This window comes from Ancylobacter amanitiformis, assembly GCF_030814815.1.
Taxonomy (GTDB): domain Bacteria; phylum Pseudomonadota; class Alphaproteobacteria; order Rhizobiales; family Xanthobacteraceae; genus Ancylobacter; species Ancylobacter amanitiformis.
Genome location: NZ_JAUSVR010000003.1, coordinates 90,581 through 114,357, shown reverse-complemented (window position 1 = coordinate 114,357; position 23,777 = coordinate 90,581). Strand labels below are relative to the sequence as shown.

22 protein-coding genes and 1 other RNA gene are annotated in these 23,777 nt (G+C 68.5%); 10 read left to right on the top strand and 13 right to left on the bottom strand.

Annotation, left to right across the window (positions count from 1 at the left end; translation table 11 throughout):
- Positions 1-3: 3 nt before the first annotated feature.
- From QOZ99_RS05980 to QOZ99_RS05970, 3 genes are all read right to left on the bottom strand, one after another.
- On the bottom strand, positions 4-609 hold the full coding sequence (locus QOZ99_RS05980) for a 5-formyltetrahydrofolate cyclo-ligase (protein ID WP_306889074.1): 606 nt from the start codon (positions 607-609) through the stop codon (positions 4-6).
- Between the two features lie 11 nt (positions 610-620).
- Positions 621-777: non-coding RNA, 6S RNA (ssrS, locus tag QOZ99_RS05975), on the bottom strand.
- 283 nt (positions 778-1,060) lie between these two features.
- Entirely contained in the window at positions 1,061-2,056 is a 996-nt protein-coding gene (locus QOZ99_RS05970; protein WP_306889326.1) for an NAD(P)H-quinone oxidoreductase, read from the bottom strand.
- Positions 2,057-2,206: 150 nt separating this feature from the next.
- Between QOZ99_RS05970 and QOZ99_RS05965 the strand changes: the two genes are divergently transcribed.
- Together QOZ99_RS05965 and QOZ99_RS05960 are read left to right on the top strand one after the other, a co-directional pair.
- Positions 2,207-2,410 (top strand): DUF1192 domain-containing protein, encoded by a 204-nt coding sequence (locus QOZ99_RS05965; protein ID WP_306889073.1) that lies wholly within the window; start codon positions 2,207-2,209, stop codon positions 2,408-2,410.
- Positions 2,411-2,695: 285 nt separating this feature from the next.
- Complete coding sequence (locus QOZ99_RS05960) at positions 2,696-3,223, top strand: DUF1465 family protein (RefSeq protein ID WP_306889072.1); 528 nt, start codon at positions 2,696-2,698, stop codon at positions 3,221-3,223.
- 357 nt (positions 3,224-3,580) lie between these two features.
- On the opposite strand, the gene rpmE is transcribed toward QOZ99_RS05960, so the two are convergent.
- Positions 3,581-3,805 (bottom strand): 50S ribosomal protein L31, encoded by a 225-nt coding sequence (rpmE, locus tag QOZ99_RS05955; RefSeq protein WP_183190571.1) that lies wholly within the window; start codon positions 3,803-3,805, stop codon positions 3,581-3,583.
- Between the two features lie 108 nt (positions 3,806-3,913).
- On the opposite strand from rpmE, the gene QOZ99_RS05950 reads away from it, so the two are divergent.
- Positions 3,914-5,743 carry an ABC transporter transmembrane domain-containing protein gene (locus QOZ99_RS05950; RefSeq protein ID WP_370876803.1) on the top strand — a complete coding sequence of 610 codons (1,830 nt, stop codon included), beginning with the start codon at positions 3,914-3,916 and terminating at the stop codon, positions 5,741-5,743.
- A 35-nt stretch (positions 5,744-5,778) separates the two neighbouring features.
- Positions 5,779-6,753, top strand: coding sequence for a cation diffusion facilitator family transporter (locus QOZ99_RS05945; protein WP_370876802.1), 975 nt, complete (start codon positions 5,779-5,781; stop codon positions 6,751-6,753).
- Between the two features lie 7 nt (positions 6,754-6,760).
- On the opposite strand, the gene QOZ99_RS05940 is transcribed toward QOZ99_RS05945, so the two are convergent.
- The 8 genes from QOZ99_RS05940 to QOZ99_RS05905 all read right to left on the bottom strand — a co-directional run bounded on the left by QOZ99_RS05940 (position 6,761) and on the right by QOZ99_RS05905 (position 12,763).
- Complete coding sequence (locus tag QOZ99_RS05940; RefSeq protein WP_306889071.1) at positions 6,761-7,237, bottom strand: GNAT family N-acetyltransferase; 477 nt, start codon at positions 7,235-7,237, stop codon at positions 6,761-6,763.
- A gap of 10 nt (positions 7,238-7,247) precedes the next feature.
- Positions 7,248-8,282, bottom strand: a complete 1,035-nt coding sequence (locus QOZ99_RS05935) for a peptidoglycan -binding protein (RefSeq protein WP_306889070.1) — start codon at positions 8,280-8,282, stop codon at positions 7,248-7,250.
- 1 nt (position 8,283) lies between these two features.
- Positions 8,284-9,342 (bottom strand): flagellar motor protein MotA, encoded by a 1,059-nt coding sequence (locus tag QOZ99_RS05930; protein WP_306889069.1) that lies wholly within the window; start codon positions 9,340-9,342, stop codon positions 8,284-8,286.
- Positions 9,343-9,472: 130 nt separating this feature from the next.
- Positions 9,473-10,261, bottom strand: a complete 789-nt coding sequence (locus QOZ99_RS05925) for an inositol monophosphatase family protein (protein ID WP_306889068.1) — start codon at positions 10,259-10,261, stop codon at positions 9,473-9,475.
- Between the two features lie 101 nt (positions 10,262-10,362).
- Positions 10,363-10,590 carry a hypothetical protein gene (locus QOZ99_RS05920; protein WP_306889067.1) on the bottom strand — a complete coding sequence of 76 codons (228 nt, stop codon included), beginning with the start codon at positions 10,588-10,590 and terminating at the stop codon, positions 10,363-10,365.
- A 111-nt stretch (positions 10,591-10,701) separates the two neighbouring features.
- Complete coding sequence (locus tag QOZ99_RS05915; protein WP_306889066.1) at positions 10,702-11,958, bottom strand: S8 family peptidase; 1,257 nt, start codon at positions 11,956-11,958, stop codon at positions 10,702-10,704.
- A 75-nt stretch (positions 11,959-12,033) separates the two neighbouring features.
- Complete coding sequence (locus tag QOZ99_RS05910; RefSeq protein ID WP_183190580.1) at positions 12,034-12,417, bottom strand: cell division protein ZapA; 384 nt, start codon at positions 12,415-12,417, stop codon at positions 12,034-12,036.
- A gap of 10 nt (positions 12,418-12,427) precedes the next feature.
- Positions 12,428-12,763, bottom strand: coding sequence for a DUF4164 domain-containing protein (locus QOZ99_RS05905; RefSeq protein WP_306889065.1), 336 nt, complete (start codon positions 12,761-12,763; stop codon positions 12,428-12,430).
- 314 nt (positions 12,764-13,077) lie between these two features.
- On the opposite strand from QOZ99_RS05905, the gene tkt reads away from it, so the two are divergent.
- From tkt to QOZ99_RS05885, 4 genes are all read left to right on the top strand, one after another.
- Entirely contained in the window at positions 13,078-15,072 is a 1,995-nt protein-coding gene (gene tkt / locus QOZ99_RS05900; protein ID WP_306889064.1) for a transketolase, read from the top strand.
- A 191-nt stretch (positions 15,073-15,263) separates the two neighbouring features.
- Positions 15,264-16,271 (top strand): type I glyceraldehyde-3-phosphate dehydrogenase, encoded by a 1,008-nt coding sequence (gene gap, locus QOZ99_RS05895; RefSeq protein WP_306889063.1) that lies wholly within the window; start codon positions 15,264-15,266, stop codon positions 16,269-16,271.
- A 76-nt stretch (positions 16,272-16,347) separates the two neighbouring features.
- The gene (locus QOZ99_RS05890) at positions 16,348-17,571 is read left to right on the top strand and encodes a phosphoglycerate kinase (protein ID WP_306889062.1); all 1,224 of its coding nucleotides are present in this window, start codon (positions 16,348-16,350) and stop codon (positions 17,569-17,571) included.
- A gap of 135 nt (positions 17,572-17,706) precedes the next feature.
- The gene (locus QOZ99_RS05885) at positions 17,707-18,732 is read left to right on the top strand and encodes a class I fructose-bisphosphate aldolase (protein WP_306889061.1); all 1,026 of its coding nucleotides are present in this window, start codon (positions 17,707-17,709) and stop codon (positions 18,730-18,732) included.
- 230 nt (positions 18,733-18,962) lie between these two features.
- Here the strand turns inward: QOZ99_RS05885 and QOZ99_RS05880 are convergent, their stop codons facing one another.
- Positions 18,963-21,389, bottom strand: coding sequence for a carbohydrate-binding family V/XII (locus tag QOZ99_RS05880; RefSeq protein ID WP_306889060.1), 2,427 nt, complete (start codon positions 21,387-21,389; stop codon positions 18,963-18,965).
- Positions 21,390-21,777: 388 nt separating this feature from the next.
- Between QOZ99_RS05880 and QOZ99_RS05875 the strand changes: the two genes are divergently transcribed.
- Together QOZ99_RS05875 and QOZ99_RS05870 are read left to right on the top strand one after the other, a co-directional pair.
- Positions 21,778-22,410, top strand: coding sequence for a thiamine phosphate synthase (locus QOZ99_RS05875; RefSeq protein ID WP_306889059.1), 633 nt, complete (start codon positions 21,778-21,780; stop codon positions 22,408-22,410).
- Positions 22,410-23,459 (top strand): tetratricopeptide repeat protein, encoded by a 1,050-nt coding sequence (locus tag QOZ99_RS05870; protein WP_306889058.1) that lies wholly within the window; start codon positions 22,410-22,412, stop codon positions 23,457-23,459. Before QOZ99_RS05875 ends, QOZ99_RS05870 begins: the two co-directional genes overlap by 1 nt.
- The last annotated feature ends 318 nt before the right edge of the window (positions 23,460-23,777 follow it).

Below are 23,777 nucleotides of genomic sequence, written 5' to 3'. Positions count from 1 at the left end.
GCTTCATTCCCCGGCCGGCAGAACGATGCCGGCATCGGTGGCGATGGCATCGAGCCGCTCGTCATGAGCTTCGACGGGAACGGTGGGAAGCTGCTGCACCGCGAAGGCATAGCCCACGGCCTCGACCCGCTTGGCCCGGCGCAGCAGCGCCAGCGTGCGGTCATAGAAGCCCCCGCCATAGCCGAGCCGGTTGCCCAGCGCGTCGAACGCCGCCAGCGGCACGACCAGCACATCCGGCGAGACGGCCGGCGCGGTTTCGGGCGGCACGGGGATCTGCAGGCGGCCGGGGCCGGAGGAGAGCACCAGTTCCTCGCCCGGCTCCCACAGCCGGAACAGCAGCGGCTTGCCGCACTCGACCACCACCGGCAGCGCGATCGAAGCGCCCGCCGCGCGCAGGCGGCGCACCAGCGGAGCGGTCGGGATTTCCGAACCGATGGCGGCGAAGACCGAGACGACCTCGCCGCTTACCTCGCCCAGCCAGTCCAGCGCGTTGGCGGCTGCCATCTCTGCCGCCGCCTCGCGCGCGGCCGACGGCATCGCCGCCCGGCGTGCTAGGGCGATGGATCGGAGGCTGGCCTTGTCGGGTGCGAGGTCGGACTTGCGGGACATGATGCGATGAGTGCGGAGCCGCGATGGCCGTTGGAGGATCGATCCCGGGAACCTACAACGTAGGTGGGCGCCGTGTGTCCGGACCCACGGGTCCGGTCAGGGACAGCTCCCTTTGAGATCGATAAGGCCCCGGGGAATATGTTCTCCGGACGAACCTCACAGCCCCGCGTGACAAATCTAGGACGACCGGGTCCGAATTGCCAGAGGGGTGATGCCGAAGGTGAACAGCTTTCCGCGAGCAGGAGCGGAAGCCAGGCGATTCGGCGGAAGAATTCGGTGCTGGATTCGGGATCGACCTTCCGCCTGCGCCGTTACATGTCCGGGAGACGTCGACACCCTGTCTCCCGGACCAGCGTAGCCGAAGCCGTCGCGCGCGGAGAGCGGGACCCCGCGCGAGACGGTTGCACCGAGTCCAACTCGTCCCCCGAACTCAACGCTTCGGCCGAATCCCTCAGCCCACCTTCAGCATGATCTTGCCGATATGGGCGCTGGTTTCCATCAGCGCGTGGGCGGCGCTGGCCTGCGCGAGCGGGAAGGAGCGGTCCAGCACCGGCTTCACCGTGCCGGCCTCGATCAGCGGCCAGACCTTCTCGCGCAGCGACGCCGCGATGGCGGCCTTTTCCGCCTTGGGGCGCGAGCGCAGCGTCGAGCCCATGTGCGAGAGGCGCTTCAGCATCAGCCGCATGAAATCCATCTGCAGCTTCGAGCCTTCCATGAAGGCGATCTGCACGATGCGCCCCTGCGGCGAGGCGGCCTCGTAATTGCGCGGGATATAGGAGCCGCCGACCATGTCGAGAATGACGTTGACGCCCTTGCCCCCGGTCTTCTCCTTGATCACCGCGACGAAGTCCTCGGTCTTGTAGTCGATGGCGACATCCGCGCCGAGCGCGCGGCAGACCTCGCATTTCTCCGCGCTGCCGGCGGTGGCGAACACCCGCGCGCCGAACGCCTTGGCCAGCTGGATCGCCGTGGTGCCGATGCCGGACGTGCCGCCATGGACAAGGAAGTTCTCGCCCGCCTTCAGCCCGGCGAGGTCGAACACATTGGTCCACACGGTGAAGAAGGTCTCGGGCAGCGCCGCCGCCTCGATGAGCGAGAGCCCGGCGGGAACCGGCAGCGCCGAGGCCGCGTCGGCCAGGCAGTATTCGGCATAGCCGCCGCCCGACACCAGCGCGCACACCTTGTCGCCGAGCGTCCAGCCGGTCGCGCCCTCGCCGAGCGCCACCACCTCGCCGGCAATTTCCAGGCCGGGAATGTCCGAGGCGCCGGGCGGCGGCGGGTAGAGCCCCTTGCGCTGCATCACGTCCGGACGGTTCACGCCGGCGGCGGCGACCTTGACCAGGATTTCGCCCGGACCGGGCCGGGGCACCGGGCGCTGCTCGGGAACCAGAGCCTCCGGGCCGCCGGGGGTCGGCAGGCCGATGGCGGTCATGGTGGGCTCGGTCATGGCGGGCTCGGTCATGGCGTTTCCCATCCTTCTCGGTTGACCCCGGTGTCCTAGGTGAAGCCGCCGGCACTGGCAACCGGCCGGGCTGCGCCATAGATACTACGCGGCGGAGTGGCGAGACGGTCCACGCAGAAAATGGGGAGAAGGCACATGGCCCTGGACGATGATCCCTTCGCGGTGCCGCCGCTGAGGAAGGCCGCCGGTCTCGATGTCGGCGGTGATCTTTCGACGCTGTCGGAAACCGAAATCGAGGAGCGGATCGGCCGGCTCGAAGTGGAGATCGGACGGCTGAGGCAGACCCTCGCGACCAAGCGGGCCTCGCGCGAGGCGGCGGAGAACGTTTTCAAGCGATAGGCCCGGAACGGGCCTGTTAACCATGCGTTAAGCTTTCTGAACTATTACTGGGGTCGGTCCATTTTTGACCGTGAGTGGCCCTGTCCACTCTGTTTGACGCATCCCTGTCTATGACTTTCGAGCCGCCTCCGGGCGGCTCTTTTTTTGTTTATCCCGTCCGTCCTGCGTCGTCAGGCGCTGCCAATGGTCGGCGGCTACGCTATCTTGTAGCCGAGACCCCGGCCGGCGCGGAGCGGCGGCGGAACGGGAACGGCGCCCCGGCAAGGGGCGTATAGAGGGCAGGCGATGGCATCGGCGGGCAAGAAGGACGAGCACCAGCACGGCGTGCCGATCAACCTTGCCGAGCGCCGCATCGCCTCCCAGGCCTTCGGCGAACTGTTCCGGCAGGGCATGGAACTGGTGGACGAGGCTGCCGCCTATCTCGATGGCGACGGCCGCCGCGAGAGCCGCACCCTCGCGCGCGCCGCGCTCACCGCCTACGCGCAGCAGAGCATGCGCCTGTCGACACGGCTGATGCACCTCGCCTCCTGGCTGTTGCTGCAGCGCGCCGTGGCGGAGGGGGACCTGTCGGCCCAGACCGCCGAGCGCGAGCGCGGCCGGATCGACCTCAAGGGCCCGGCGCGGGAGACCGAGCCGGAGGCGCTGCTGCCCGAGCCGCTGCGCGATCTCATCGCCCGCAGCTACGATCTGCAGCGGCAGATCGACCAGCTCGACGCGGCGCTCCGGCCCGGCGCCGACATCGCCACCGAATCACTCCCGAACGCCGTCGCCGGCCAGATCGGCCGGCTGCGCACTGCCTTCGAGCGGCGCTGACACCCGGCCGGACCGTCCCACCACGCGCCCGTCGCGGCGGCTGGCTCGCGCGTTCTCTCGCGCGCCCGGAGGCACGTCGATGCAACGCCCCCCACCGATCGTCGGCCCGCATACCTCGCCGGACGGCAGACATGCAAAAACCCTCGCGCAGGGCGGTGAACCGCGCGCGAGGGTTTGCTGATTCGTCAGGCGATCCTCGTCCGCCGTCCCGATGCGCGGCAGCAGGCAGAACCCGCAAAACCGCTCATGCTATCGGCAGAAGGCCCACGACCGGGACAGACCCGGCCGAAACCCCGCGCGTTTCAGCATGCTGCGACGTCGGAAACCTTGGGCCGAGAAGCCTCAGGCCGAGACGCCTCAGGCCTTGAGGAAGCCCGCGAACTTCTTCTGGAAGCGGGACACGCGGCCGCCACGATCGAGCAGCTGCGTCGAACCGCCGGTCCACGCCGGGTGAACCTTGGGATCGATATCGAGCTGGAGGACATCGCCCTCCTTGCCCCAGGTCGTGCGGGTCGTGTACTCGGTGCCGTCCGTCATCACCACTTTGACGAAGTGGTAGTTGGGATGGATGTTGCTCTTCATGGGGTGCATCCTCAGTCGCCGCACGGCCGGCCCCTTGCGGGAGCCACGCGGCGATCTACAAAACGATCCTGCCGGAAATCCGAGCGGCTCTATAACCGAGACAAGAGTGTGACACAAGCCGCCCCACGCCGATCCTCCACCCGTGCCGACATCGCTTCCCCCGGCGGCCTGCCGGACGCACCGGCCCCCCGCCGCTCGCGCATCACCCCGCTGAAGGCGCTCTGGCCGCTTATCCGCCGCTATCGCGGCCGGGCGAGCGCGGCATTCGTCGCGCTCGTCGTCGCCGCGCTCGCCACGCTGGTAGTGCCGATCGCGGTGCGGCGCATGATCGATTTCGGCTTCGATGTCGAGCATGCCGGCTTCATCGACCGCTATTTCGGGGTGATGATCGGCGTGGTGGCGGTGCTGGCGGTGGCATCCGCCGCGCGCTACTTCCTTGTCATGACGCTCGGCGAGCGCATCGTGGCGGACCTGCGCGCCCAGGTCTTCGCGCATCTGCTCACCCTCGATGGCGGCTTCTACGACCAGGCCAAATCGGGTGAGCTGATCTCGCGCCTCACCGCCGACACGACGCAGATCAAGTCCGCGGTCGGCGCGTCCGCCTCCATCGCGCTGCGCAACATCGTGCTGTTCATCGGCGCGGCGGTGATGATGGTGATCACCAGCCCCTGGCTCTCGGCCACGCTGTTCGTCGCCATTCCCGTCATCGTCGCGCTGCTCATCGGCGCCGGGCGCGGTGTGCGCAAACGTTCGCGCGAGGCGCAGGACACGCTGGCGGAAGCTTCCGCCTACGCCGCCGAAGCCATCGGCGCGGTGCGCAGCCTGCAGGCCAACACGGCGGAGACCGCCGCCGCCCGGCGCTTCGACGGCGAGGTGGAGCACGCCTTCACCGCGGCGAGCGATGCGGTGCGGGCCCGCGCCCTGCTCACCGGCGTCGCCATCTTCCTCATCTTCGCCAGCGTGGTGGCGATCCTGTGGGCCGGCGCCAATGCCGTGCTCGCCGGCTCCATGACCGCCGGCACGCTCGGCCAGTTCGTGCTCTACGCCGTGCTGGCGGCCAGTGGACTGGGCCAGCTTGGCGAGGTCTGGGGTGAGATCGCGCAGGCCGCCGGCGCCACCGAGCGCATCGCCGAACTGCTGGACGAGACGCCGCGCGTCACGCGCCCGGCCACCCCGCTCGCGCTGCCGACGCCGCCGCGCGGCGAGGTGCGATTCGAGAATGTCGCCTTCGCCTACCCCACCCGCCCGGACCTGCCCGCGCTCACCGGCGTGAGCCTCACGGTGAAGCCGGGCGAGCGCGTCGCCATTGTCGGCCCCTCGGGCGCCGGCAAGAGCACGCTGTTCCAGCTGCTGCTGCGCTATTACGACCCGGTCGACGGCCGCGTCGAGGTGGACGGCGTCGACATTGCCAGGGCCGATCCGCAAGCGGTGCGCGCGTGCATCGCCCTGGTGCCGCAGGACGTGGCGATCTTCGCCACCTCGATTCGCGAGAACATCCGGCTCGGCCGGCCGGAAGCGAGCGACGCGGAAGTGGAGGAAGCCGGCCGGCTGGCACGCGCCGACGAATTCGTCACGCGGCTGCCGGATGGCTGGGAGACCCCGGTCGGCGAGCGCGGCGTGACGCTCTCGGGCGGCCAGCGCCAGCGCCTCGCCATCGCCCGCGCCATCCTGCGGCGCGCGCCGATCCTGCTGCTCGACGAGGCGACCTCCGCGCTCGACGCCGAGAGCGAGACGCTGGTGCAGCAGGCACTGGACCGCTCCATGCAGGGGCGCACGACGCTGGTCATCGCCCACCGCCTCGCCACCGTCCTCTCGGCCGACCGCATCATCGTCATGGAGCACGGCCGGGTGGTGGAGGAAGGCACCCATGCCGATCTGGTCGCGCAGGGCGGGCTCTATGCCCGGCTGGCCGCGCTGCAATTCGGCGACGCCGGGTGAACCCGCGCACGGCGCGATAACCGACGGGAGCGCGCATGCCGTCCCTGCGCAAAACCTTCGACCTGCGCACGACGTTCGACCTGCGCGACGAAAGCGGCGTGCTGCGCATCTCCATCGCCATCACCGTGTCCATCGCGGTATTCGGCATCGCCTTCGGCCTGCTGTCGGGCTCGTTCTCGATCCTGTTCGACGGCATCTACTCGCTGGTGGACGCCAGCATGAGCCTGCTGGCGCTCGCCGTCGTGCGGCTCATCCACACCTACACGCATGAGGCCTCCTCAGCCGGGCGGCGGCTGCGGGAGCGGTTCACCGTCGGCTTCTGGCATCTGGAGCCCATGGTGCTGGGCCTCAACGGCATCCTGCTGATGGGGGTCTCGGCCTATGCCTTCTTCAATGCGGTGACGCTGCTGCTGGATGGCGGGCGCGAACTCGAATTCGGCTTCGCGATCGCCTATGCCGTGGTGACGGTGATCGCCTGCGCCATCGCGGCGCTGCTGGAATGGCGTGCCAACCGGCGCATCCGCTCGGACTTCATCCGGCTGGACGTGCATTCCTGGCTGATGTCCGGCGGCATCACCACGGCGCTGCTGGTGGCGTTCTGCATCGGCTATGGTGTGGAAGGCACCCGCCACGCCTGGCTGGCGCCCTATGTCGATCCGGCAGTGCTGGCGCTGGTATGCCTCGTCATCATCCCGCTGCCGATCGGCACGGTGAAGCAGGCGCTTGCCGATATCCTGCTGGTCACGCCCGCCGGCCTGAAGGCGCATGTGGACAGCGTCGCCATCGCCGCCGTGGCGCGCCATGGCCTGCTGTCCTTTCGCGCCTATGTCGCGAAGGTCGGCCGGGCGCAGCAGATCGAGCTCTATTTCATCGTGCCGGCCGAGGCGCCGGCCCGGCGCATCGGCGAATGGGACGCCATTCGCGACGAGATCGGCCAGGCTATCGGCCCGGACAGCCCGGACCGCTGGCTCACCATCATTTTCACCGGCGATCGGGAATGGGCCGACTGAGCCCGCCTCACACGGGCGCGGCGCGCCGCTCCATCTTCAGCGTCGGCCGGCCGGAGGTCGGGTTGACGCCATGGGCGATGACGACGAAGCCCGCCTTCTCATAGAAGCGCACCGCCCGGCCGTTCTGCTCGTTCACGTCGAGCTGCAAGGGGTGGCGGGTGTGCGAGGCCGCGGCCTCGACCAGATCGCGCGCGATGCCGCCGCCCCACTGGTCGGGATGCACCACCAGTTGGTCGACATAGCCGGTGCGCGGATTGATGCAGGCAAAGCCCAGCAGCGTCGAGGGATTGCCCGCGCTCACCGCCAGCACGAACAGCGCGCCCTCGCCAATCAACTCGCCGACGCGGTGGCACAGCCAGCCGCGCCGGGTCTCGAAATCGATCTCCGGAATCGCTTCCTGCCAGGCTTCCACCCAGAGGTCCGCCATGGCCGGCATTCGGCCCCACTCGAAGCTGACGAGCTCGGCGGGCGCGGGGGGGGTCATCGCGGGCGGATCATCTCTCGGTGAGCTTGAGTTCGATGCGGCGGTTGCGGGCGCGCGCCTCGTCGGTATCGGCGGGGTCGAGCGGCTGGTACTCGCCGAATCCGGCGGCGACAAGGTGCTTGGGCGAAATTCCCTTGCTCGCCAGATATTGCACGACCGCGATGGACCGCGCGGCGGAGAGTTCCCAGTTAGAAGGGAATTGCGGCGTCTGGATCGGCCGGTTGTCGGTATGGCCGTCGACGCGCAGCACCCAGGCGATATCCGGCGGAATCTCGCGCTCGAGATCGGCCAGCGCCTTGGCGATGTCATCCAGCGCGGAAGCCGCCTCGGGCCGCATCTGCGACGAGGCGAGGTCGAAGAAGATTTCCGACTGGAACACGAAGCGGTCGCCCACCTGGCGAATGCCCGGCCGGTTGCCGAGAATGGCGCTGAGCCGGCCGAAGAATTCGGAGCGGTAGCGCGTCAGTTCCTGCACCCGCTGGGCCAGCGCCACATTGAGCCGGCGCCCGAGATCGGCAAGGCGCGACTGGCTTTCCTTGTCCTTCTGCTCGGAGATGGACAGCGCTTCCTCCAGCGCCGCGATCTGCCGGCGCAGCGCGGAAATCTGCTCGTTGAGGATGGCGATCTGCGCCGCCGCCTGCGCGACGGAGTCCTGCTCGTTGCCGAGCTTGCGGGCCAGTTCGACGGCGCGGGTCTCGGCCGCCGCGATCTCCTCGGGGGTCGCGATGGCGGCGGCGGCCTCGCGCAGCAGGTCGCGCTCCTGCTCCAGCTTGCTCAGGCTCGCCCGGAGCGCGCCAATCTCGCTATCCGTGTCGGATGTGCTGGCGCGCTCCAGTGCCAGCTGGTCGGTGAGCTGGCGGATCTGCGCCTGCAGCCGCGCCATGGCATCGTCCTTGGTGCCGATTTCCTGCGTCAGCACGAACTGTGCGAGGACGAAGACCGACAGCAGGAAGACGAAGACCAGCAGCAGGGTCGACAGCGCGTCGACGAAGCCGGGCCAGTAGTCGATGGTGCGTTCGCCGCGGCGGCTGCGTCCCAGGGCCATATCAGACGCGCTCGCGATCGCTCTTGGCCTCGGCGAGGCGTTCCAGCAGCTTCTTGATGTCCTTCTGCTGCTCGGCCTGCGCCTCCACCCAGTCGCGCACCATCTGCTGCTCGCCGCGCATGTGCTGCACCAGCCCCTGCAGGCTCTCGGCCAGATGCGCCATCGCGGTGGTCACGCGCTGCGAGCCCGCCTCGGTCATGGTGCGGTCCAGCCGCGCGATGGCCTCGGTGAGCGGAGCGAAATCGGGCGGCGGCGGCAGCGCGGCGGCGGGCCGCGCGGGCGGGGTTGCCGAGGGCACATAGGTGGTGGGCACCGGCACCACGCGCTTCAGCTGCCCTTCGAGGCTCAGATCCTCCACCGTGGTGGAAAGCCAGTCCTCAAGGTCGGTGTAGAAGCGGTTCTGCGCCTGGCCGGCCTGGAGATCGAGGAAGCCAAGCACCAGCGAGCCGGCCAGACCAAACAGCGAGGACGAGAACGCGAGGCCCATGCCGCCGAGCGGCGCGGCGAGGCCGGACTTCATCGTGTCCAGAACCGAGGCCGATTCCGGCCCGACATTCAGCGAGCTGATGACACGGGCGATCGAGCCCACCGTGTCGAGCAGGCCCCAGAAGGTGCCGAGCAGGCCGAGGAAGATCAAGAGGCCGGTGAGATAGCGCAGCAGGTCGCGCGCCTCGTCGAGGCGGGTGCCGATCGATTCCAGGATCCCGCGCATGGTGGCCTGCGAGATCGCCATGCGCCCGACCCGGTCGCCCAGCAGCGACGCCATCGGCGCCAGCAGCCGCGGCCCGCGCCGAACCTCGAGGCCAGGATCGGCCACGCGGAAGCTGTTGACCCACTCCACCTCGGGCAGGAGGCGCACCACCTGGCGGAAGGCGAATACCGTGCCGATGAACAGCACGCCGAAGATCACCCCGTTGAGGCCGGGATTGTTGAGAAAGGCGCGCCAGATCTGTTCGTGCAGAACGGATGCGAGCGCGATGCACAGCAACAGGAACACGAACATCCGCACCAGAAAGATGCGCGGCGAAGAAAGTTTATGAAAGGGATCCGTCGCGTCCATGCCCCAAGCCGTCTCTCATATCGGCGGCCGTCCCGCCCCGAGACAACCCTGTTCGGGACTATGCCACAGACGGGGGGAAATGAAATGCTGCGGATTTGCTTAATCTTACAGGATGTTTACCGGCAGAAGCTCAGACCCCGCGCAGCACGCCGAGCAGGTCGCGGCGGATGGTCTCGTTGCCGACGATGATGTCGCCCTTGGCGAGCATCTTGTCGCCATCGTCGAGATCGCTGACATAGCCGCCCGCCTCGCGCACCAGCACGATTCCGGCCGCCATGTCCCACGGCTTCAGCCCGCGTTCCCAGAAGCCGTCGAACCGCCCCGCCGCCACCCAGGCGAGGTCCAGCGCCGCTGCGCCGGTGCGGCGCAGGCCGGAAACCTTCGGGCCCAGCGCGCCATATTCGCGCCCGAACCGCGCGAAATCGCCGCGGCCCATATGCGGCAGGCCGCAGGAAATGACGCTGTCGGCGAGGTTGCGGCGCGCGGCGACGCGGATGCGCCGGTCGTTCATGAAGGCGCCCGCGCCCTTCTCGGCGATGAACAATTCGTCGGTCGCCGGATTATGGATGACGCCGGCGATCGGCACGCCGTCGCGCGCCAGCCCCAGCGAGACGGCGAAGAGCGGGATGCCGTGCAGGAAATTGGTCGTGCCGTCGAGCGGATCGATGATCCAGCGGTGGCTGGCATCGCTGCCCTCGACCTCGCCGCTCTCCTCCATGAGGAAGCCGAAGCTCGGCCGAGCCCTGGCAAGTTCGTCATGCAGGATGCGCTCGGCCTTGCGATCGGCATTGGACACGAAGTCGCCCGGCCCCTTGAGCGAGACCTGCAGGTTCTCAACCTCGCCGAAATCGCGGATGAGGGAACGACCGGCCTTGCGGACGGCCTGGACCATGACGGTCATCAAAGGGGTGCGGATCATGGCGGCGGTTCCGGCGCGGGACGGACAGGAGAAGGCTGCACCCTCTGCCGCCCGACGGCGCCAGCGTCAAGTGATAAACCATCGCCCCGGTTCGTCCCGCGTCACGACGCGCCCATCACCTTGAGCGTCACGTCGTCGAAGATCTTCACCGATGAGCCCGCCACCATGGACCTCAGTCGCTGCTCGTCGTGAAAGTCGTCCAGCGTCACGGTCGCAACGGTCGGCTGGGAATAGGACGACCTGATCTGGCTCGCGATTGCGGGCGCCTCTCGACTGACCTGCCTCACGAATTCGGCCAGTTCGTCGCGGCTTGAGAAACGTAGCAGCAATTCCACCTCCGAACGTCCGGGACGCACCCCACAACCCATGCGTGAGCAGAATATATAGGCACCATCCGCGCCTTCGCCAGCGCCAATCGCGCCCTTGCCACGCGACGCCCATCACGCGATGCGCAAATCCCACATGGCTTTGTGGACCGCGGCCTCACAGTTGATCATGCCCCGGCCGACGCAGTTTGCCCCCTCGGGCAAGGCCGTGCAAGTGTCCCGGATGGTAGCCGCGACCTGGGCCGGCGACGCCTGCGGAGCGACGGACAGCACGAGCGCCGCCAATCCGGCGACTTGAGGACACGCGCCCGAGGTTCCCCACCAAGGCATGTCCTCATAACGGTCCCCCCACGGCACGATGCCATAGGTCGGCGCGACGCAATCCGGCTTGGGATGGTGCTTCGCCCATTCGCCCGGACCACGGCTGGAATTGGCATGAGGCGTCAGGGAATCGCGGTTGCTGAGCGCCCGGTTGACCGTGCCCACGCTGACGACCATGTCGTGCGAATTCGGGCCCCAGATCGAGTTGGGGCCGCACTGGTCCGGCTCGTAGCGACACACGTCGTCGTAGTGGTTGTTGCCGGCGGCGAAGCACACGAAGACGCCTGCGGCGATGGCGGATTCGATGACGTTCATGAAGGGATGGTCCTTCGGCATGACGCCGGGCGAATCGCAGAGGTAGAGACCATAGGAATTCGTCGCCACCACCCGCCCCTGCAAATCGCCATTGTCGAGGGAGCGCAACAGATTGTCGTAGATGCGGAAGAGATCGACCGATCTGAGGTTGCTGCGCGCGGACAGCACGCGAGCTTCCGGCGCCACGCCGTCATAGGCCCCGGTAGTCGATGATCCCGCGGCAATGGCCGCGCACATCGAGCCATGCCCCACCTCATCCGCCCAGATCTGTCCGCGGAAAGCATCGCTCAGGTCGACGGCGGAACGCCGATGCATAGGCAGTTCGCGCAGATTCTGCACGATGCCCGTGTCGACGACGGCGATGGTGACACCCTGTCCGCGCGCGTTCTCCCAGGCCGAAGGCGCGCCGATCTGCGCGACCACCTCACGGAGATTGCCGGCGACCGCTCCCCCGGCCGGAAAAAGGCGACTGTCGGCGGGCCCGCTCTCGTGGGCGCCGCGCCGGCCGTCCTCCCCGCCGGAAAATCCGGGCAGCACGTCGAACTGTACGTCGCTGAAGACCTGCGCGCCGAGCATGAGCAGGCGATGACGCTCGTCATCATCGACATCCATCAGCAGCGTGTCGGATTGCGAGAAGGAGGCGACCGGCCGACGGCCCTTCAGTTCCAGAGCGGCACCCGTCAGAAGATCCAGTCTCAGGTCTTGCGACGGCACGCGAATGAAGATGCGGTCCATACCTTCCCCCGAACTACCTTTTCGGGAAACGATAGATAATACAACCTTTGCGCGCAACACTATTCTGACGTTTACTCAGCCCATGCCGACCCGGCCGGACGGGCTGGGGCCCAGCTCGCGGGCCAGGTCTTCCAGCCGCTCGGCGGCGGTGACGATGGTGCCGGCGATCTCCGCCTCGGCCTCGATCATCTGCCGCACCGCCTGGTCGCGCGCGCCGCGCTCGGCCGCGCTGTCGCGTTCCAGCGCCTGGATCCGCCGGCGCGCCTCGCTCAGTTCGTCGGCAAGGGTGATCGCCGCCATGACGCTGAGGCGCTGGTCGCCGATCTCGCCGAAAGCGATGCGCAACTGGTCGATCCGCTCGTCCACCTGCTCGCCGAGCCGGGCGAGGTGGTCCTCCTGCCCGTCGTCGCAGGCCATGCGATAGGCGCGCCCGCCAATGGTGACGGTGACATGGGCCATGGCCGACCTCTCAGCGCTGATGCGCGGCAAGCACCGCGCGGATGGTTTCCATCGCGCTGCCGAGCCGGCGCGAGACCTCCTCATTGGCCCCTTCCAGCCGCTCGGCCCGGGCCTGTGCGCCGTCCAGTTCGTCGGCCAGCCGCGAACGGTCGGCTCCGAAGACGTGCAGCTGCTGCGCCAGCGCGGCCTCCTGGCGCTCCACCTCCAGCCGGCGCTGGATCGCCACGCCGAGCGTCTCGACAGCATCGTCGAAGCGTTTGAGCGCGGCCTGGAGCGCGGTGGGCTCACCGGCGGGATCGATCGCCGACGGGCTCGCCGAAGGATGATGGTTCGCCGAAGGATTCATGGCATCGACGCTCCGGTCTGGGATCGGGCGGCCCCGGAAGAGGCCGCTTTCCCGCGATCTCGCAGGGGATTTTGGCGCTATTGAGCCTTCCATTGGGTCAGGCGTCAACCGATGCGCCATTCCGCGGCCTGGTATTCAAACGCTGTCATACGCTTGTAGCGCCCGGCGCGTTTGACAGAGACCGGCGTGGTGCTATCACTCGACCCGGCCTCCCGCACCGCGGCAGACCCAATCAGCCGGTGTCGCATCGAAGCGACCCGCGATGCACGCACGCCTAAGAGACAACGCGTTCCCCCTCGGAGACATCAGCCCTCATGTCGAACCGCGAAAAGCATGATCGCATGGCCAACGCCATCCGCGCGCTGGCCATGGATGCCGTCGAAGCCGCCAAGTCGGGCCACCCCGGCATGCCCATGGGCATGGCGGATGTCGCGACGGTGCTGTTCGGCAAGGTGCTGAAATTCGATCCGACCGACCCGCACTGGCCGGACCGTGACCGTTTCATCCTCTCCGCCGGCCACGGCTCGATGCTCATCTACGCGCTGCTGTACCTCACCGGCTATGAGGGGATGACGCTCGACGACCTCAAGAATTTCCGTCAGCTCGGCTCGCGTACGCCCGGCCACCCGGAATATGGCCACACGGTCGGCATCGAGACCACCACCGGCCCGCTCGGCCAGGGCCTCGCCAACTCGGTCGGCTTCGCGCTGGCGGAGCGCATGCTAGCGGCGCAGTTCGGCGGCGACCTCGTCGACCACCACACCTATGTCATCTGCGGCGACGGCTGTCTGATGGAAGGCCTCTCGGAGGAGGCGATCGAGATCGCCGGCCGCCAGAAGCTGAACAAGCTGATCGTCTTCTGGGACGACAACCACATCACCATCGACGGCTCGACCGCGCTCTCGGTCGCCACCGACCAGCTCGCCCGCTTCGAGGCCTCCGGCTGGGACGCCACCCGCGTCGACGGCCATGACCCGGACGCCATCCTCGCCGCCATCGAGCGCGCCAAGACCTCCGACAAGCCTTCGCTCATCGCCTGCCGCACCACCATCGGCTATGGCGCGCCCAACAAGGGCGGCACCAATGGCGTGCATGGCGCCCCGCTCGGTGCTGCGGAAATCGCCGCCGCCCGTGCCTTCCTCAACTGGGAATACGAGCCCTTCGTGATCCCCAGCGACGTTCTGGACGCCTGGCGCCTCGCCGGCCTGCGCTCGCGCCAGGCGCACAAGGCGTGGCTGGAGCGGCTCAAGGCCGCCGATCTCGAGAAGCGCGGCGAGTTCGAGCGTCGCGTGCGCGGCGACCTGCCCTCCCGCACCTCCGATGTGGTTGCCGGCGTGATCGCCAAGGCGCGCGCCGATGGCGGCGCCGTCGCCACCCGCAAGTCGTCGGAAATCGTCCTGGAGGCGCTCACCGCCGCGCTGCCGGAAATGCTCGGCGGCTCGGCCGATCTCACCCATTCCAACAACACCAAGACCAAGGCCACCTCGGTCTATGTCGAGCCGCCGAAATATGACGGCCGCTATATGAACTGGGGCATCCGCGAGCACGGCATGGCGGCGGCGATGAACGGCATCGCCCTGCATGGCGGCTTCATCCCCTATGGCGGCACCTTCCTGGTGTTCTCCGATTATTGCCGCCCCTCCATCCGCCTCGCGGCGCTGATGGGCGTGCGCGTCGTCTATGTCTTCACCCATGATTCCATCGGCGTCGGCGAGGACGGTCCCACCCACCAGCCGGTGGAGCAGATCGCCGCGCTGCGCGCCATTCCCAACCTCCTCGTCTTCCGCCCGTGCGACACGGTGGAGACGGCCGAGGCCTGGAAGCTGGCGCTGGAACACAAGACCGGCCCGAGCGTTCTGGCGCTCACCCGCCAGAACCTGCCGCTGCTGCGCACCGACGCGGGCACCGAGCGCTGTCTCACCGCGCGCGGCGCCTATGAGCTGGTGGCGGCCTCGGGCGAGGCGAAGGTCTCGCTGTTCGCCTCCGGCTCCGAGGTCTCGCTCGCCATGGCTGCGCGCGAGCAGCTGCAGGCGCAGGGCGTGCCGACCCGCGTGGTCTCCGTGCCCAGCTTCGAACTGTTCCTCAACCAGCCGGACGAGAGCCGCAAGCAGGTAGTGGGCAAGGCGCCGGTGAAGATCGCCATCGAAGCGGCGATCCGCCAGGGCTGGGATGCCATTGTCGGCTCGGATGCCGCCTTCGTCGGCATGCACGGCTTCGGCGCCTCGGGCCCGGCGCCGGAAGTCTTCGCGCATTTCGGCATCACGGTGGAAGGCGTGGTCGCGACCGCGCTGAGCCGCCTGAAGTCCTGACATCACCGGTAAAAAGGGCTGAAATTACAAGCAATGAACGCCCTAGCCATGCAGCTGACGCATAAAGGCTGCGTCAGCTGCGCACAGGGCAAGCATCAGCCCTAAGAGCGACTGGTGTCGTAACGGCGACCGCGCTATGAGGCCCATGGCGCGGCTGGTTTCGACAGATAAGCTTACTTGGGGATAGACGCATGACGCTCAAGGTTGCCATCAACGGTTTCGGACGCATCGGCCGGAACGTGCTCCGCGCCATCATCGAATCGGGCCGCACCGACATTGAGGTCGTTGCCATCAACGATCTCGGCCCGGTCGAGACCAATGCCCACCTGTTCCGCTTCGACAGCGTGCACGGCCGCTTTCCCGGCGAGGTGAAGGTCGACGGCGACACCATCGACGTGGGCCGTGGCCCGATCAAGGTGACGGCGGTGCGCAATCCCGCCGAACTGCCGCACACGGCGCTGGGCGTCGACATCGCGCTGGAATGCACCGGCATCTTCACCGCCCGCGACAAGGCCGCCCTTCATCTGGAGGCCGGCGCCAAGCGCGTGGTGGTCTCCGCCCCCGCCGACGGCGCGGATCTGACGGTGGTGTTCGGCGTGAACCACGACAAGCTGACCAAGGATCACCTGGTCATCTCCAACGCCTCCTGCACCACCAATTGCCTGGCGCCGGTGGCCAAGGTGCTGAACGACGCGTTCGGCATCGACCACGGCTTCATGACGACCATCCACTCCTATACCGGCGACCAGCCCACGCTGGACACCATGCACAAGGATCTCTACCGCGCCCGCGCCGCGGCGCTGTCGATGATCCCGACCACCACCGGCGCCGCCAAGGCGGTCGGCCTCGTGCTTCCCGAACTCGCCGGCAAGCTCGACGGCACCTCGCTGCGCGTGCCGACGCCGAACGTCTCGGTCGTCGATTTCAAGTTCGTCGCCAAGAAGAACGTGACGAAGGACGAGATCAACGCCGCGATCAAGGCCGCCGCCGATGGTCCGCTCAAGGGCATTCTCGGCTACACGACGCAGCCGAACGTGTCCTCCGACTTCAACCACGATCCCCATTCCTCGATCTTCCATTTCGACCAGACCAAGGTGCTGGAAGGCAATTTCGTCCGGGTACTGTCCTGGTACGACAATGAATGGGGCTTCTCGAACCGCATGTCGGATACGGCGGTCGCCCTCGGCAAGCTGATCTGAACGAGTTCCGGCCGGGCCCTCCGCCAAGAGGCCCGGCCGTTTCGCATCAAGATCAACAAAACCCGAGGAGGAATCCATGAGTGAGGCATCTAGTGGCGCTGCCGGCGAGGCTTCGGCCTTCCGCACGCTCGACGACGCCGATGTCGCCGGCAAACGCGTGCTCGTGCGCGTGGACCTGAACGTGCCGGTCGATGCCGGCCGCGTCACCGACGACACCCGCATCCAGGCCGTGCTGCCGACCATCCGCGAAATCGCCGACAAGGGCGGCAAGGTCATTCTGCTCGCCCATTTCGGCCGGCCCAAGGGTGAGGACCCGGCGCTGTCGCTGGCGCCCATCGCCGGCGAAGTCGCCTCCCGGCTCGGCCGGCCGGTCGCCTTCGCCCCCGCCACGATCGGCGAGGTGGCCCGGGCGGCGGTGGAAAAGCTGCAGCCCGGCGCGGTGCTGCTGCTGGAGAATACCCGCTTCGACAAGCGGGAAGAGAAGAACGACCCCGACTTCGTCGCCGCGCTGGCCGCGCTCGGCGATCTCTATGTCAACGACGCCTTCGCCACCGCGCACCGCGCCCACGCCTCCACCGAGGGACTGGCGCACAAGCTGCCGGCTTTTGCCGGACGCTGCATGCAGGTGGAAATCGAGGCGCTGGCCAAGGCGCTGGAGAAGCCGCGGCGCCCCGTGCTCGCCGTGGTCGGCGGCGCCAAGGTTTCCTCCAAGCTGGAACTGCTCGGCAATCTCGTCGCCAAGGTCGACATCCTGGTCATCGGCGGCGGCATGGCCAACACGTTCCTTGCGGCGCAGGGCAAGGATGTCGGCAAGTCGCTGTGCGAGCATGACCTCGCGCCAACGGCGCTGGAAATCGTCGACAAGGCCAAGGCGGCGGGCTGCGAGATCGTGCTGCCGGTCGACGCGCTGGCGGCTACCGCGTTCAAGGCCCATGCGCCGCACCGGGTGGCCACGGTCGACGATATCGGGCCGGACGAAATGATCCTCGATGCCGGCCCGGCCTCGATCGCGCAGGTCATCGAGAAGTTGCACGGCGCGAAGACCGTGGTGTGGAACGGCCCGTTCGGCGCCTTCGAACTGCCGCCCTTCGACACCGCGACGGTCGCGGTGGCGAAGGCGGCGGCCGAGCTGACCGATGCGGGCAAGCTGCTCTCGGTCGCCGGTGGCGGCGACACGGTGGCGGCGCTCAACCATGCGGGTGTGGCGGAACGCTTCACCTATGTATCGACGGCGGGCGGTGCCTTCCTCGAATGGCTGGAGGGCAAGGCCCTGCCGGGCGTCGAGGCGCTGCGCCGCTGAACGATCCTCCGGCCCGGTGGAGAAGCCCGCCAATCGGGACAGGTCCGGGCCGGATGCTATTGATGTAACCGGCCCGGTCGCGTGGGTTAAACATGCCGCGTGGCCGGGACTATCTGTTTCGCGCGGGAGAGAGATATGACGGCGAGCCTCGAAGAGGTTGCGTACAAGCTGGCGGCGGGCGGCAAGGGCATTCTGGCCGCCGACGAGAGCACGAGCACGATCAAGAAGCGTTTCGATGCCATCGGCGTCGAATCCACCTTCGACAACCGCCGCGATTATCGCGAGCTGCTGTTCCGGTCGACCGAGGCGATGACCGATTATATCTCGGGCGTCATCCTGTACGACGAGACCATCCGCCAGAAGGCCAAGGACGGCACGCCGCTGGTCGAGCTGATCGCCCAGGCCGGCTCGATCCCCGGCATCAAGGTCGATCTCGGCGCGAAGCCGCAGCCGGGCTGCCCCGGCGAGACCATCACCGAGGGCCTCGACGGCCTCGGCGAGCGCTTCAAGGAATATTACGACCTCGGCGCCCGCTTCGCGAAATGGCGCGCGGTGATCGATATCGGCGCCGATATCCCGAGCTACACCTCCATCCTCGCCAATGCCCAGGCGCTGGCCCGCTACGCCGCGCTGGCGCAGGCCGCCGGCATCGTGCCGATCGTCGAGCCGGAAGTGCTGATGGACGGCGACCACGACATCGACCGCTGCTACGAAGTCACGGAGTGGGTGCTGAAGGAAGTGTTCCAGCAGCTATTCTATGGCCGCGTGAAGCTCGAAGGCATGGTGCTGAAGCCGAACATGGCCATTGCCGGCAAGAAGTCGGCGAAGCAGGCCTCGGTCGCCGAGGTTGCCGAGAAGACCGTGAAGCTGCTCAAGAACTGCGTGCCGCCGGCGGTGCCGAGCGTCGCCTTCCTCTCCGGCGGCCAGTCGGATGAGGAAGCCACCGCCCATCTCGACGCGATGATCCGCGCCGGCGCCCTGCCGTGGAACCTCACCTTCTCCTATGGCCGCGCGCTGCAGGCGGCGCCGCAGAAGGCGTGGTCGGGCAAGCCGGAGAACTGGGCGGCCGGACAGGCCGCCTTCACCCACCGCGCCCGGATGAACTACCTCGCGGCGCTGGGGCAGTGGACGCCGGAAATCGAGCACAAGAGCGCTGCCTGAGAGCTGGCGCGGCCTGAGAGCTGGCGCGGCCTGAGAGCTCTCGGCCCGTTCCTGGAAGACCAGAGGCGCCGCCCCCCGGGCGGCGCCTTCATTTTGGCCGGGCGGCAGCCGCATTCGTGGCGCCGGCGCATCCGGGGTGAGGCAGGCTCGCGCCACAAAGAAAATCCCCGGGCGCAGGCCCGGGGATTTGGCATCGTCAACATATACGGACAACAGCCCAGGCCGGCGCCTCAGCGGCGGAAACCGCCGCCGAAGCCGCCGCCGAAATCGCCGCCACCGAAATGGTCGGCATTGAAATCGCCGCCGCCATAACCGCCGCCACGGGCGAAATTCTCCACGCGCTGGTCGCCGTAGCTCTGGAACTGGCGCTGCTGGTCGAGCCGGTCGGTCTGCGCCGCGTCGGTGTCGTGCTGCCAGCCGTCAATGGTCTGGTGCTGCCAGCCATTATTGGCGTCGTACTGGTGGATCGACCCGTCATGGTCGGTGTAGACGTTGCCATTGTTCCACGCCACGGCATTGCCGGTACGCGCATTGCCGGCGACGCCACGGCTGTCGACGCTGACATGGCCGTTGGTGTCGGTGACGCCGGTCTCGGAGGCATGGCCGACGCCCGTGGTGGGGTTATAGGCTTCCGACTGCCGGCCGGCGGCGAAATTGCCGGTATAGGCATTGCCGGTGACACCCGCGCGCGCCGCGCCTTCGGCACCCGTCGCCGGGTTGAAGAAGGAGCCCTCGCGCCCGCCGGCATAATTGCCGGTCCACGGGTTGAAGGCAGCGGCCGAACGGCCCTGGAACGCGGTGCCGTTGGCGGTGACGCCGCTCGCCGCGCGGCCGGCCCATTCATTGCCGGTCCAGGGGTTGTAGCCCCAGGCATGGGCATAGGCGGCATTGGCGCCCCACTGGCCGTAGATGTTGGTGGCGTTGACATTCACGCCCGCCCACGGCCCGCCCCACGGGCCAGGCCCCCAATAGGGCCCCCAGGCCGGGCCCCAGGCACCCCAGGGATAGCCCGCCGCGAAGCCGAAGGCGAAGCCGTCGGTCCAGCCGAAGGCGGCATTGGCGCCGTAGGAGGCCGGGCAGCCATACCAGTAGGCGCCGATATAGCCGACGCAGTCATAGCCGGTGCCGTAGACCACCGTGCCGCCCGGTTCGAGCATCACGCCGAGATAGCCGGGCGTGTACCCGACCGTCACCGCGTCGGCGGTCGAGGCGTAGACGCGCACATAGGTGACATAGTGCAGCGGCGAGGAACTTGGGATGGTGTAGATCGCCGACGGCACCGTGTCGGTCACGAACCACGGCCCGGTCGGCGCGTTGGCCACGAACCATGCGGCCTGCACCAGGGCATAGTAGCGCGTCGCGTCGAGCTTGATCACCGGGGTGCGGGTGTTCACCGCATAGGACAGGATCGTGCCCTTGATCGGCTCGAAACGCGGCGTGCCGCCATCATACTGGATGGTGAGCTGGGTATCGCGCTTGATGGTCGCGGTCTGCGGCACGGTCGCGGCGATGGCGGCTTCCTTCGCCTGCGGCGTGCCAGGCACGGCCACCAGCGCGTTGGCGACCGGATCGGTCGGCGAGATCTTCTTGAAATCCGCCGGCAGGCTGGCGCCCGGCACGAAGGCCCACGGCCCGCTGAGGCCGGGGCCGCGGAACCAGCGGCCGGAAATCAGCACGTAATACTGGTTGTTCGACGGGTCGAGGATGATCGCGTGGTCGGCATTGCCGACGCGCAGCAGCGAGGTGCCGCTCACCGGCACCATCTGCGCGGCGCCGTCGGTGATGACCAGTTCGGCCGGGCCGGTGGAGACCACCACGGCCGGCGGCGTCGCCGGCTTCTGGCCGTTTGCCGGCAGCAGCGAGACCGCCGCCGATTCATAGTTCGCGGTGCTGCCGGCCGCCTCGAGCGAAGGATCGGGCGCGCGCTGCAACGTCCACGGCCCCTCGATCGCCTTGGCCTGATACCAGCTGCCGGCCGCCTGCAGGTGATAGCCGCCGGAGGCATCCACGAGGATCAGCGGATGGGTGTTGACGACGCGCTGGAACCCGGTCACGCCGTCGATCGGCTTGGCCACCGGCGTGCCGGCCACCAGCACCAGGATGGTCGCCTTGTCGGCGAAGATGATCTTGGGCGGGGTGTTGTCGACCGGCTGCGTCTCCGCCTTGGTCAGTTCCTTGGAGGCGGCATAGCTGGTCAGCAGATGATCGAGGGCGACCGTGATGCCACCGGCGGGAATGTGCGACTGCAGCGCGCTCATCAGCGCCATGTCCTGCGTCGGGTCGGTCGGCACATCGACCTTGGTGATCTGGATCGGGCCGAGCTGGGCGAGCTTGGAGGGCTTGTCGACCGCGACGCGCGCGGTGAAACGGGCGATGCCATAGGTCGGCGTGCCGGTCTTGGGGCCGATGGCGATGGCGGCGCGGCCGGCCAGTTGGTCGCCGTTCCACTGCTCGATCAGCGGCTGGTAGATTTGCAGCACCTTGTCGCCGAGATCGAAGCTGCGCGGCCAGGCGAGGCCGGGCGGAATCGCGGACGGCGCGGCGCTGGTGGCCGCCGGCGCGGCGGGCGCGGCCGGCTGCTGCGCCAGGGCCGGCGCGGTGAGGAATGTCGCGGCGGCCAGCAGGGCCGCGAAGCGATAGGCGGGTCGAAGGACCATGTTTCCCCCAGGGAGCGGACAGCCGGCAGCAGGCCGGCCGATTGGCGTCAGCCAAGGTCTAGCATTCTCGTGCGACGACCGTGAAGTGAGGGAGATCGCTGAGGCGCACAGCTTGCCGACAGCCCGAAGGAAACCTTACCATGCCACCTCATCGTGGTAAGTGTCGCCGGGAGCACCGGCCGCGCCGCCTCGCAACAGGCGGAGGCGCAGATCGCCCCGGATGCGCGATACCGGACCAACCCCGGCGCCCCGCCACGATCGGCTGTTTCCAACGGGCCGGCAAATGCTCTAGACAGCAGGGAAACATCATCCCCCTGGACGCGCGGGCAATGCCGCGCTTTCGCCGCCATCCTCCGGCATGGCTTTCAGAAGTTCATCAGACATTCCCATGGCCCGCTCCGCACCCGCTCCGACCGCTCCCCGCCTCTATGTTCTCGTGCCCGCCCCGCTGGTGGCCGATGCCGCCCGGGTGGCGGATGGGCTGCGCCGCGCCGGTGGCGAGGTCGACATCGCGGCGGTGCTGCTGCGGGCCGTCCCCGGCCAGCCCGCGGCCGACGCTCTGCGCCCGCTCGTCGCCGCCAGCCAGGATATCGGCGCCGCCTGCCTGATCGAGGCGGATACCGCGCTCGGCGCGGCACTCGGGGCGGATGGCGCGCATCTCGATGGCCATGAGGCGCTCAAGGCCGCGCTTCCGGCCCTGCGCCCGGACGGCATTGCCGGCGCCGGCGGCCTGCGCAGCAAGCATGACGCGATGACCGCAGCCGAGGCCGGCGCCGATTACGTGATGTTCGGCGAGCCCGACGCCCAGGGCCGCCGGCCGGCCTTCGAGACGACGCTGGAGCGCGCCGAATGGTGGGTGCAGCTGTTCGAGCCGCCCTGCGTCGCCTATGCCCGCACGCTGGAGGAAGTTGTCGCGCTGGTCGCGATCGGCGCCGATTTCATCGCGGTGGATGCCGACCTGCTGGACGACCCGGGCGCGCCGGCGCTGGCGGGCGCGCTGGCGGCCGGGGGAGCCGGCTGATGCGCCTGCCGTCCGCTGCGGCCCTCCTGGGATGCCTCGCGGCACTGCTCGCCGCAGGCGCGGGCTCGCCCGTGGCCGCCGAGGACAAGGACACCACCCCGCCGGGGGTGACGGCGCTGCCACCCGGCACGGGCGCCACGCCGACCAAGGCGCCGGCCCGGATCCAGCTCGACGCCGGCCCGGCGCCGGCCACCCCCTCCCCGCAGGATGCCGCCTATGGCGCCTATCAGCGCGGTCAGTTCAAGACCGCGCTGGGTCTCGCGGTCGAGCGCGCCAGGGCGCAGGACGATCCCATCGCCATGGTGCTGGCGGGCGAACTCCTCTCGCAGGGCTACGGCGTGCGGCAGGACAGCACGGCCGCGCGTGAATGGTTCGAAGCCGCCGCCGCCAAGGGCAATGCCGACGCGCTGTTCACGCTGGGCTCGATGAAGCTCATATCGGGCGAGGGCGCGGAAAAGACCGAAGCGATCGACCTGCTGCGGCAGGCCGGCGAGAAGGGCAATGTCGCCGCCGCCTATAATCTCGGCCTCGTCTATCTGCAGGGCGAGCTGGCGCCGCGCGAGCCGGCCATTGCCGCCGACTGGTTCCGCCGCGCCGCCGACAAGGACCAGCCGGACGCGATCTATGCCCTCGCCACGCTCTATCGCGACGGCAACGGCGTGCCCAAGGACCCGCGCGAGGCCGCGCGCCTGCTGATGCGCGCGGACCAGCTCGGCAATGTGGTCGCCACCACCGAGCTTGCCATCATGGTGTTCAACGGCGACGGCGTGCCCAAGGACGAAGCCCGCGCCGCCACACTTTTCCACAAGGCCGCGCTGGCGGGCAACCCGATCGCGCAGAACCGCTATGCCCGCATTCTCTCCGCCGGGCGCGGCGTGCCGGTGGACAAGGTTTCCGCCGCCGCCTGGTACCTCGCGGCCAAGGCGCAGAAGCTCGATGATCTCATGCTCGGCCAGATGGTCAGCGAATTGACGCCGGAGGAGCGCGCGAGCCTGGAGACCCGCATCAAGACCTGGACGGTGCCGGAGACGCAGCCGCAGGCGCCGTAGCCGGCCGCCCGCGGGCACGGGGCTTGCGCGGCTCCAGCGGCATCGGGCCGTCGCGGGCACAGGGCCCGAAGCGGAGGCACCAGCCGCGGGACGGACCTTGCCGACGGAATGTCCGCGCATCACCACCGGCCACGCCTTGCTCCCGCCGCGCGTCGCCGCTACTCATCGCAGGGCGTCACCGAGGGAAGCGGGCAACGCAGGAACGACCACCCGGCCACGCCACCGGATGTCGTTCCGACTATCGGCATGAATTTCGGCATGAAACTCGTCTTGGCCTTCGACCGGACCCAACGCCAGAACCAGAGGTAGCCGTTTGGC

What these genes read in the sequence shown, in the direction of transcription:
- QOZ99_RS05980 (WP_306889074.1), bottom strand. Translation starts at nt 609, where the DNA reads ATGTCCCGCAAGTCCGACCTCGCACCCGACAAGGCCAGCCTCCGATCC.
- QOZ99_RS05970 (WP_306889326.1), bottom strand. Translation starts at nt 2,056, where the DNA reads ATGACCGAGCCCACCATGACCGCCATCGGCCTGCCGACCCCCGGCGGC.
- QOZ99_RS05965 (WP_306889073.1), top strand. Translation starts at nt 2,207, where the DNA reads ATGGCCCTGGACGATGATCCCTTCGCGGTGCCGCCGCTGAGGAAGGCC.
- QOZ99_RS05960 (WP_306889072.1), top strand. Translation starts at nt 2,696, where the DNA reads ATGGCATCGGCGGGCAAGAAGGACGAGCACCAGCACGGCGTGCCGATC.
- rpmE (WP_183190571.1), bottom strand. Translation starts at nt 3,805, where the DNA reads ATGAAGAGCAACATCCATCCCAACTACCACTTCGTCAAAGTGGTGATG.
- QOZ99_RS05945 (WP_370876802.1), top strand. Translation starts at nt 5,779, where the DNA reads ATGCCGTCCCTGCGCAAAACCTTCGACCTGCGCACGACGTTCGACCTG.
- QOZ99_RS05940 (WP_306889071.1), bottom strand. Translation starts at nt 7,237, where the DNA reads ATGACCCCCCCCGCGCCCGCCGAGCTCGTCAGCTTCGAGTGGGGCCGA.
- QOZ99_RS05935 (WP_306889070.1), bottom strand. Translation starts at nt 8,282, where the DNA reads ATGGCCCTGGGACGCAGCCGCCGCGGCGAACGCACCATCGACTACTGG.
- QOZ99_RS05930 (WP_306889069.1), bottom strand. Translation starts at nt 9,342, where the DNA reads ATGGACGCGACGGATCCCTTTCATAAACTTTCTTCGCCGCGCATCTTT.
- QOZ99_RS05925 (WP_306889068.1), bottom strand. Translation starts at nt 10,261, where the DNA reads ATGATCCGCACCCCTTTGATGACCGTCATGGTCCAGGCCGTCCGCAAG.
- QOZ99_RS05915 (WP_306889066.1), bottom strand. Translation starts at nt 11,958, where the DNA reads ATGGACCGCATCTTCATTCGCGTGCCGTCGCAAGACCTGAGACTGGAT.
- QOZ99_RS05910 (WP_183190580.1), bottom strand. Translation starts at nt 12,417, where the DNA reads ATGGCCCATGTCACCGTCACCATTGGCGGGCGCGCCTATCGCATGGCC.
- QOZ99_RS05905 (WP_306889065.1), bottom strand. Translation starts at nt 12,763, where the DNA reads ATGAATCCTTCGGCGAACCATCATCCTTCGGCGAGCCCGTCGGCGATC.
- tkt (WP_306889064.1), top strand. Translation starts at nt 13,078, where the DNA reads ATGTCGAACCGCGAAAAGCATGATCGCATGGCCAACGCCATCCGCGCG.
- gap (WP_306889063.1), top strand. Translation starts at nt 15,264, where the DNA reads ATGACGCTCAAGGTTGCCATCAACGGTTTCGGACGCATCGGCCGGAAC.
- QOZ99_RS05890 (WP_306889062.1), top strand. Translation starts at nt 16,348, where the DNA reads ATGAGTGAGGCATCTAGTGGCGCTGCCGGCGAGGCTTCGGCCTTCCGC.
- QOZ99_RS05885 (WP_306889061.1), top strand. Translation starts at nt 17,707, where the DNA reads ATGACGGCGAGCCTCGAAGAGGTTGCGTACAAGCTGGCGGCGGGCGGC.
- QOZ99_RS05880 (WP_306889060.1), bottom strand. Translation starts at nt 21,389, where the DNA reads ATGGTCCTTCGACCCGCCTATCGCTTCGCGGCCCTGCTGGCCGCCGCG.
- QOZ99_RS05875 (WP_306889059.1), top strand. Translation starts at nt 21,778, where the DNA reads ATGGCCCGCTCCGCACCCGCTCCGACCGCTCCCCGCCTCTATGTTCTC.
- QOZ99_RS05870 (WP_306889058.1), top strand. Translation starts at nt 22,410, where the DNA reads ATGCGCCTGCCGTCCGCTGCGGCCCTCCTGGGATGCCTCGCGGCACTG.